The 7024-nt window shown below is 38.1% G+C and carries 6 protein-coding genes; 4 read left to right on the forward strand and 2 right to left on the reverse strand.

Annotated elements, in window-relative coordinates; translation table 11 throughout:
• The 4 genes from M901_RS12650 to M901_RS16680 all read left to right on the forward strand — a co-directional run.
• On the forward strand, positions 1-749 hold a 749-nt coding region (locus M901_RS12650), incomplete at its 5' end, for a hypothetical protein (RefSeq protein WP_021278600.1).
• A 44-nt stretch (positions 750-793) separates the two neighbouring features.
• Positions 794-1474, forward strand: coding sequence for a dTMP kinase (tmk, locus tag M901_RS12655; RefSeq protein ID WP_021278596.1), 681 nt, complete (start codon positions 794-796; stop codon positions 1472-1474).
• A 13-nt stretch (positions 1475-1487) separates the two neighbouring features.
• Positions 1488-2306: a DNA polymerase III, delta subunit gene (locus M901_RS12660; protein WP_021278599.1), complete on the forward strand. Its 819-nt coding sequence runs from the start codon at positions 1488-1490 to the stop codon at positions 2304-2306.
• 61 nt (positions 2307-2367) lie between these two features.
• Positions 2368-3870, forward strand: coding sequence for a regulatory iron-sulfur-containing complex subunit RicT (locus M901_RS16680; RefSeq protein WP_021278595.1), 1503 nt, complete (start codon positions 2368-2370; stop codon positions 3868-3870).
• Positions 3871-4465: 595 nt separating this feature from the next.
• Here the strand turns inward: M901_RS16680 and asnS are convergent.
• Together asnS and M901_RS12680 are read right to left on the reverse strand one after the other, a co-directional pair.
• Positions 4466-5872: an asparagine--tRNA ligase gene (gene asnS / locus M901_RS12675; protein WP_021278598.1), complete on the reverse strand. Its 1407-nt coding sequence runs from the start codon at positions 5870-5872 to the stop codon at positions 4466-4468.
• Between the two features lie 2 nt (positions 5873-5874).
• On the reverse strand, positions 5875-6876 hold the full coding sequence (locus tag M901_RS12680) for an adenosine kinase (RefSeq protein WP_021278602.1): 1002 nt from the start codon (positions 6874-6876) through the stop codon (positions 5875-5877).
• Positions 6877-7024 lie beyond the last annotated feature (148 nt).

Below are 7024 nucleotides of genomic sequence, written 5' to 3' on the forward strand. Positions count from 1 at the left end.
GTGAAAAGAATCACCAAAATCTACCGATTTCACCAGATGGACATATCTTTAATAACTCTATTTATGATGCTGACAGAGCAATTGCCCAGGCCCAAAGAGTCGCCGAAGAAAAGGATGCAATTGTTGGCCTTGCCTATATTGGGCATCTTAACGAGGGAAAGAGAAAAGTTCATATCGAAGAAGTTAAGCAAAGTGAAAATTTAAAAGATTCAGAGGCCTCTTCTGATAATAGAAACCCTATCCTCTTCCTTATTCTTGGGCTCTCTCTAGTTGGTGCTATCTACTTTAGCTACCAGCTATTCTCTGGTGAACCAGCGCCTACAATTGCTCCTAATAATATGACTCAAAAGAAGGTGAAAACAGCACGCACAAAGAGAGCTCTTCCAAAGAAGCGTGCCGTGGACTCAACAAAGAGCGATAGCTTTAAGAGAAAACCCAGTTCTTTTGGTGTTAAAACGGGAAGACAGGTCACAAGAAGTAGCGAAAGTATTCGCAAGGCCGAATTCCTAAAATCCAAACCAAGAAAAATGCAAGAAGCGGTTATACAAGAAGTTCCACCTGAGGCCATCTTTGATGATGCCAATGAAGCTGTCGAACTCGACCCTATTAGAACTCGTCTCTCTAAAGATGTCATTGATCCAGAAGAGAAAGAACTTTCAGAAGAAGAGCTACTTGAGCTCTCTGATGAATTGGGTCCAGTTGATGAATACGGTAATCCACTTGACGCAGAACTACAGGAAGAATTTTAAAAATTTCATAGTCTTAGGGTTCATAGCTATGATAAAACATAGTTATGAACACAATAGACGAAAAACTCATTAATCAATTCAGATCACCTGCTTTTCCAGGTTCTTTCTTTATCAGCTTTGAAGGTATCGAAGGCGCAGGTAAATCTTCACAAATCGTGAAAATAAAAGAATATCTAGAAGAGAAGAACTTCAATGTCATCGTACTTAGGGAACCAGGTGGAACAGCATTTGGAGAAAAACTAAGACAGGCCATCTTAACTTCTGAAAAAGATATTCACCCATGCGCAGAGGCCCACTTATTCTGTTCAGCAAGAGCTCAACTACTAAGTGACGTAGTCTTAAAAGAACTTTCTCAACCAAATACGATCATCATCTGTGACAGATTTATTGATAGCTCGATTGCCTATCAAGGAATTGCCAGAGAGCTTGGAGTTGATAATATTCTAAAAATGCACTCAATCTTTCCTCTTAACTTAGTCCCTCACGTCACTTTCTACTTAAGAATTGATCTTGAAACTTCACTAGAGAGGCAGAGAATGAGAAACCTTCCTAAGGATTATTTTGAATCAAGAGATAATAGTTTTCATTCAAAACTCATCGAAGGTTATGATTACGCAAGCGAGATCTTCTCAGATAGAATTAAAACGATTGATGGATCGAAGACACCTGAAGAAGTTTACCTCAAATTAAGAGAACAAATAGACACTCTTATTTTCGAGAACTAGTCTCAACTGAGCTATGCTAAAACAGGCCCTACTCTCAAAATTTAAAACCCAAGAACTATCACATTTCTATATTGTCTCGTGTCCCTTGCAAGAGCAGGCGGCACGAGAGTTTCTTGATAAATGGCTTGAAGATTTTCTCGTTGAAGTCCTCAAAACAAAGAGAGCTAATCAAGAATCGGACAAAATAAGAGAAGGACTAAAGCTAGGTCACGCTGATATCCAGTTTATTCAAACAGAAAATAAGACCTTCACACTTGCAGGTGGTGAGTTTGATGACTTCTTTAAGTTTCTTGAGCACACTCCCCACGAATTAGGACATAAGTTTATTATAGTCAGAGATTCTCACAAGATTACAGAGACACTTTCTAATAAACTACTTAAGACTCTCGAAGAGCCACCAATTGATATTACAATTTTCTTTCTTGATCCTCAAAAGAAGAAGGTTCTCCCAACAATTAGTTCAAGGGCCATCTCACTTAATCTGACGATTAAAAAGAATATTGAACACTCTAGTTTTGATAGGCCCCTAAGTTTTGAGAGCTGGGTAAATACCGTCCCAGAACTTGAACTTGATCCCAATGCCCAGGCCCTCATGGCCCTAGAAAGTGGAAATGGACAACTTCACACTTTAGTCGAGGGAATTCGCTCTAAGAACCTCGATGAAGAATCAATAATCAAGCTCTTGCTGCAATGGGTCTCTCAAACAAGACAAGACGGCAAGCTCAGTCAACAGCTTATAGAAGGGCTAAAAGAGGCAAGCTACCAGCGTCCTTTCAATGGCCCAGCGCAAGGTAGAATGATTCCCCTACTCAGTAAAATATTTACGCTCTAAACCTAGACAAAGCTGCCTTAAATTGTGAAAATTACATATTAAACAATTAGAGCAAGAGACTATGTCAGAATCATCACAAAATATAGAAACAGAAAATTCTGTTAAGCACAATACTGTCCAAGAAAGAGAATCAAGTAAGGGTTCCGATTCCCAAACAAAGCACAAGAAAAAAGTTCAAAAGCAGGATGAGAAACTCATCAAAGAACAAGAGAGTCGCTTTTCAGAGGGAGAGGAATTAACTTTTGTTAGAGTACGTTTCCCTGGAAATGCAAAGAGTCAGCCATTCCTTCTCGGTTCACGTCATTTTATCTATGGTCAAAAAGTTATCGCCATGAGTGATAGAGGAATGACTGTAGGATATGTTAACTCATTTCCTTATACAGTTCCCTTTGATAAATCCATGCTACCGATTAGAACAATCTCAAAGGTGGCAACAGACGAAGATATTGAAGAACAAAAGAGCTTCTTAAAAAAAGAAAACGAAGCCGAAGTTCTTTGTCTAAGACTTATTGAAAAACATAATCTCAATATGAACCTAACACACGTTGAGTTCATTCAGTTTGGTAAGAAGGCCGTCTTCTACTTTACGGCCCCAGAACGAGTTGACTTTAGAGGACTGGTTAAAGATCTTGTTTCAGATCTCAAGATGAGAATTGAGCTAAGACAAATTTCTGTAAGAGATAGAGCAGCAGCTCTTGGAGCAACAGGAGCATGTGGACTCCAAACATGTTGTTCGTCATTTCTTAGTAACTATGGAAACTCAAGCATCAAAATGGCCAAGAACCAAAACCTGGCCCTCATCCCTTCTAAGATCAATGGTGTCTGTGGACAAGTTAAGTGTTGTATGAAATATGAAGACGACGTTTATACACAAAAGCGAAAGTTCCTTCCACCAGAATACACATATATCAGAGTTAAAAATGGTGACATTGGTAAGGTTATTAAACTACACCTACTGATTGAGCAATTTGAGCTTCTTACAGACAAAGGTCAAATTCGCCGTTACGCTAAGAACCAATACCACCCAAAGAAATGTAATCCGCCTTCAGGTTGGAAGTTTCCGACAGAGTTCAGGTCAATTATCTCAGAGACGAGTACAGTCATCGGCCTATCTGAACTTGAGGAAGAAATGCTAGATCGTTACTCACATACAATTGATACCGACGATGAACTTGGTGTTGAAATTGAAGTTGATAATGATGGTACGAAACAAGATGATGAAGAAATAGAGAGAATCCCTCTTGATTCAGAAGAATCGTCAGATGAGAATCAACCACAAAAAAATAATAAGCGTAATAACCAACGCTCTCAAAGTGGCCGCAACAACAATAGAAACAATAGAAGCAGTAATAGAAATAATAAAAACAATCGCAACAATCGAAATAACCAAAATAGAAATGGAAATAAAGACCAGAGTAAAGAAGGTAATAACGTAGAAGCGAAAAACTCAGATGGCCCGAATAATCGTCGCTCAGGAGGAAACTCTAAGAATTATCGACGAAATAACAACAAGAGACCAAACCAGGATTCTTCACAGACAAAGAAAGAATCAAAGACCGAATAAGTCTCTTTCAATAAAGTCTAAGCATAAATGGCGAGGAAAGTTTTTTGAATAATACTCTCGCCTATTGCTTAAGAGTTCAAACTTATCGACATTAAGTAATTCATCTCTAGGATCATAGACAATTTCAACAAAATCAAACCTATTAATATCATCTATTTGATAAATAGACTGTAGTTCGAGGATTTCTCGATAATGCCTTACCAGACAATAAGGATGACAACGCCATGAAGGACGATTCAAGCTAGGAATCTTAAAGCTATCAGGTAAAAAAGAAATAGCTTTTCTCAAATTGCTCGACACTAAGGCAGGGGAAATAAAGAAGACCTTTGTATTATTAAGAGCCTCAACTCTCTCACAAAGATGAATGAAGAAAATAAGACTCCCTAGAGAATGACAATAGATCCTTTCGTATGAATTTTTCCGTAATTCATCTTCAACAACTCCAATATAATCCTTGATGGGTACTTGATAAAATGATTTGTCATTACTTAGATTACAAGGAAAGATTAATAATTTGCCCTGTGGGAACTGAGTCAAAATAGACTCATAGATATTCCGGGACTGATTAAGCCCCGGAATAATAAGATATTTTAAATTAGAAGTCACAGTTACCTGGAGTTCTCGGGAAGGCGATAACATCTCTGATATTTGACATACCAGTGATATACATAATCGCTCTTTCAAAACCTAGACCGAAACCAGAGTGTGGAACAGAACCAAACTTGCGAAGCTCTAGGTACCACCAGTAACCGTCTTTCTCCATATTCATTTCGTCCATTCTCTTCTCAAGCTTCTCAAGAGATTCCTCTCTTTGAGACCCTCCAATCAACTCTCCAATTCCAGGAACAAGTACATCCATAGCACGAACAGTTTTCCCATCTTCATTAAGCTTCATGTAGAAGGCCTTACAATCTTTTGGATAATCAGTCACAATAACAGGAGACTTGAAGTGTTTATCAGTTAAATATTTCTCATGTTCAGTTTGTAGCTCATTCCCCCACTCAGTTGAGAATTCAAACTTCTCACCACATGCGTTGAGAATATCAATTGCTTCTGTGTAAGTAATTTTCTTAAACTCTGAATCACGAACAGACTTTAAAACATCACCATGAGTTTTATCGACATCAGTAAATGGCATACTATGTAGGAAGGCCAGCTCTTTTGAACAGTTCTTCATTGCATAATCAATCATGAATTTAATATAATCAGCCGCTAAATCCGCGACATCTTCAAGATCAGCAAAGGCCACTTCTGGCTCGATCATCCAGAACTCTGCAAGGTGCCTCTTAGTATTAGAATTCTCCGAACGAAAAGTCGGACCAAATGTATAAACAGCACCAAGACCTAGAGCATGGCACTCGGCCTCGAGTTGTCCCGTTACACACAGAGAGACATCTTTTCCAAAATAGTCCTTAGAGTAATCAATTTCACCCTTGTCAGTCTTTGGTAGATCTTTTGCATTGAGAGTTGAAACATTGAACATCTCACCAGCGCCCTCACCATCAACGGCGGTAATAATAGGACTATTTAGATAGTAAAAACCTCGATCGCTAAAGAATTGATGTGTTGCTTGAGCAAGAGCATGTCTAACTCTAAAAACAGCTCCAAAGAGATTTGTTCTCGCTCTTAAGTGAGCAATATCTCTTAAGTGCTCTAAACTTGTCCCCTTCTTTTGAAGAGGGTAACTCTCATCAACCTCACCTATAACCTCACCGGTAATGGCCTGCATTTCGATTGATTGTCCCTTACCTTGAGATTCAACAATCTTACCTGTGATAGAAACAGAAGTTCCCGTTAGCATAGAAGAGAGGGCCTCATAATTCTCAATTCCTGCATCTGCAATAATTTGCATACTGTCTTGGTCAGTTCCATCATTTAAAACAATGAAAGAAAACTTCTTAGACTTACGGACAGATCGTACCCATCCCTTTATCGTAACTTCTTTATCAATAAACTCACTTGGAGTTTGAAAAAGTTTTTTCAATAATACTCTCGAAGACATTCCTACTCTCCTAATACTTCTTTCTTAATTTCTAAAATTTCTTCAGTCTCTAATCTTGCACCAAACTGAGTCACAAGTTTTGAAGCACAATTACATGCGAAATGTCCCGCTTCTCCATAACTGTATCCATGAGTGATGGCATAGAGGAATGATCCAGCAAAAAGGTCACCAGCACCATTTGTATCAACGGCCTCTACTTTATTCCCAACAACATAGATCTTGTCCTGCCCATCAAAAATTAGCGCACCTTTTGGCCCAAGAGTTATTGCAAATGTCTTTGCCACTTCTTTTAAAGCATTATAGGCCTCTTCAACATTATGAGTTCCTGTATATGACATTGCCTCTTCATGATTACAAAAGAGCAGATCCAGTTTCTTATCACCGATAATTTCTTTGAAACCTTCTTTAAAGAAAGAAACAATACCTGGATCAGAAAAAGTTAGTGCGACTTTCTTATTATTTGCTTGAGCTAATTCTCTGGCATGAATAGCAGCGGCCTTTCCAGACTCACCTGTCACGAGATATCCCTCAAGATATACCCACTCACTTTGAAGGAGCTCTTCATCAATTATTTGTTCTTTAGAAAAAGTCGCTGTAATCCCAAGGTATGTATTCATTGTTCTATCAGCATCAGGAGTGACAAAAACCATACACTTCCCAGTAACACCTTCAAAACGACCACTAGAGAGGTTTGAATGAACACCTTTTGCCTTCAGATCACTCCAGTAGAAGTCTCCTGTCTCATCTGAAGCAACTTTACATGAGTAAAAAGAATTGGCCCCTAATTGAGAAGTTGCAATAATCGTATTAGCGGCTGATCCACCACAAGACCTTTTATGGTGATGACCACCAAGTTTATCCAATAGCTCATCTTGTCTTTCTTCTTCAACAAGAGTCATAAGTCCTTTTTCAACACTATTTTCATTTAGAAAATCTGTGCTAACTTCAAACTCCATATCAACAAGAGCATTCCCAATTCCGTAGACATGATACTTTTGAGTCATTTCAATTCCTTTTATCTATATTTCTTAATTTCTTATCTTTTAAAAACTAAAAGATTCTTTTCACTATCTTCTTTACTAAATTTATAACCATCAACATCAAATTTCTTTAAGTCACTTAGTGATTTAATTTGATTCTTTACAATATAAG

The sequence above is a fragment of the Bacteriovorax sp. DB6_IX genome, from assembly GCF_000447775.1.
In the GTDB taxonomy this organism is placed as follows: Bacteria; Bdellovibrionota; Bacteriovoracia; order Bacteriovoracales; family Bacteriovoracaceae; genus Halobacteriovorax_A.